At 54.8% G+C, this 2,754-nt stretch carries 1 protein-coding gene; it reads right to left on the bottom strand.

Features of this window, described 5'->3' with window-relative positions:
• Window positions 1–495: 495 nt before the first annotated feature.
• Complete coding sequence (locus tag AC3WN8_RS30075) at window positions 496–2,664, bottom strand: RHS repeat-associated core domain-containing protein (RefSeq protein ID WP_492673211.1); 2,169 nt, start codon at window positions 2,662–2,664, stop codon at window positions 496–498.
• Between the last annotated feature and the right edge of the window lie 90 nt (window positions 2,665–2,754).

Genomic DNA, 2,754 nt, shown 5'->3' with positions numbered 1-2,754 from the left:
GCATTGTCGAAGAAGGTCTGTGCGCGCCCATTGCCACGCTGGGTGACGTGGTGGGGGAGTCCCGGAACGACGACTCGGGAGAGGCGGGCCATGTCGCATCCTTCAACGCCCGGCACCTCCTGTCAATTTAGTGCACTGTCACCGTAATTCTAGTGCACTGTCACCGTAATTCCAACGTAATTCAGGGATATCTATTTCCCATATTTGCAGATTTAAACTCTCTGAATATCCCAACAATCACATAGGTTCCAAAGAATAATATACCGCAAAAAAATATCAAAGCGGTAACAATAGGTTCATCAATCCACTTCGCTATCAATGTAAATAACAATGGATTAAGAAATATGAAAGCGGTAACCATCGCTGAAACGTCTACCTTAATATTTCCGTGATAATTTGAGATTCTTGTCATGTATTTTAGTAGAAATCTTCTCGACAAGATTACTACAAGAATCGAACCGATTGCAAAAATTTCAGACATTTCTATATTTGCCTCTATGAGCAACTGCGTGGATTGGGCTTTGCACCTAAGGCGGAACTGACTCCGCCTGCCACAGCATCCTGCACAACATTGCCGGCAGTGCCGCCTCTGCCCGGCACCGAGCCAAAGACCGCTTCCGCTTGCGCACCAAAGAAGCCGCTTTGGTTGCCAGTTTCAATCGCGGCTATACTGTTTCCAAGCCATTTACCTGCACCAGCCAATAACTTCACGCCTAGACCGAAGGTTGCCAGCCCACCTGCGGTCAGCCCCTCTCCTGCAGCAACCGGAGCGCCAATAACTGTCGCACCCGTGATAGCGCTAGCCATAGCTACACCACCTGCAGCGTAGATGAAACCATCTCCGACTTTACCAGCACTTTCGGAAAGATCGGCCAACAGATTAGCTGCATCAAGGACGGCCTGCGAGCATCCCTGTCCATTACTTGGCGCGCCGCCACGTGGGCGAGCCCCTCGCTCTTCACGATCCCGATCGCCGTAGATGCTGGTAGGGGCCCACGAATCCAATGGCCTACGGCCAACTACCGGACAGGCGTCCGTACCTTGGTATTCAGTGAAGCATGCATCATCCGGATTCAACCCCAATGGGTCGGTCAGATTGATGGGATCCCCGGACACATACGCATATAGGTTCATGCCTGCCGCATACCCGATCGGATCGGTCTGCATGAACCGGCCGAGCGTGGGGGAGTAGATGCGCGCCTTGTAATTATACATGCCAAGCTCGGGAATCCATGTCTGTCCAGTATATTGGAAGCGGCCCACATTGGTCGCGGCAGGTATGCCATATTCGTCATAGCTGTTGATGTTGGTCACAACGCCACTGTCGTTGCTTATGGCGATGATGCTCCCGCGCTCGTCGGCATGCAACCATCGCCTGTCGGTTGTACCCGATCCCTCGTACCACACCAATGGCTCGTCCATGCCTGGGCCATGGACGTAACGGCGCGCCACCGTCGATGTTCCGTCAACAAGCTCACTGATCAATGCGCCGCCGTCATAGTCCAGGAAGAGCGCCGTGGGCGAGGCGTACATGAAGCGTCCCAACGGGTCGTAATAAATGGCATAGCCATTTCGCAGGCTGAGCTGATTAAGCTGATTATAGGCATATGTGTTCGATCCTGAGCTGCTCAGGTTGCCGCGCCCGTCGTAACCCAGCGAGACCAGTCCCGCGGCGGTCGCCTGATTGAGCCCGTTGATCGTATAGGGACGGTCCACATTATAGTGACTGGTCCAGCCATAAAGATCGTTCGAGCGCGTCGTTGTCGCAATCTGACCGGCGGGATTGTGGGTGAATGCCAGTGCCAGGTCATAGGTGCTGCCTGCCGGATTCTGGACAAGGGAGTTGAGGCGGGAGACGGCATCATATCCATATGTGCTCGTCGTACCATTGCCTCTGGTAATTCCGGTCCTTCGGCCGAGATTGTCATATGTATAGGTGGCGAGAACCCCGATGCCCGAGGTCAGCCCATTCTCGCGAATGGCGGTGACATTGCCGGTCACATCATAATCATAGTTCACGTAGAAGCCGTCATGCCAGTCGAGCCGGGTCCGACGACCGGCCAGATCGTACTGCATCGTCTTGGTCGCCCAATAGCTTGCTTCGCTGGTTCTGCGGCCAAGAGCGTCATAGCCAAATTCGGCCTTTTGGCCCGTCGATGCCAGTGCCAGGGTCAGGCGGCCCAGATTGTCGTAGCTGGAGGTTACGGTGGGCTCGCTGGCTGTCGCGCTACCCGCCGGATCGACAACGGTACGCCGATTCAGCTTGTCATAAGTGAACGCGATATTTTGGCCATCACGGCGCCGGACAATTGTGATGTTGCCGTTGGCGTCGTAGGTGTAGGCCTCATAATCGGCCCAATTTACACCGGTGTGATTTGTCGTCGGGTAGTAGAGCGCCAAAAGCCGATCGTACCCGTTATATTGATAGACTGAGGGATTGCCTTCGCCATCCGACGCGCTCGCGCGTAGGCCGTTGTCCGTGTAGCTATATTGTACCTCATCCGACTGTTCCGTCGTGCCATAGGCGGTTTGAACCTTCGTTACCTGACCCGCGGCATCATAATATTTTTTGGAGATCCGGTCGGGCCCGGCGGTTCCGGTTGTACCGGGCGTGCAGGCTGAGGATGGCAGCGAGCCCCATATGCAATTACGGTGACAGTGCACTTAATTCTCACCTGGCTTCGGCCCGCGCTTTGCAGGGATGAAGCTGCGTCCGTTTTCGACCTCAAGGCGCCTGAGGAACGCCGCGTCGCC

The organism is Sphingobium sp. FW305-3-2-15-F-TSA7, assembly GCF_058787155.1.
Note: the sequence above shows the minus strand (reverse complement) of the source record. Positions and strands in the feature narration are given on the sequence as shown.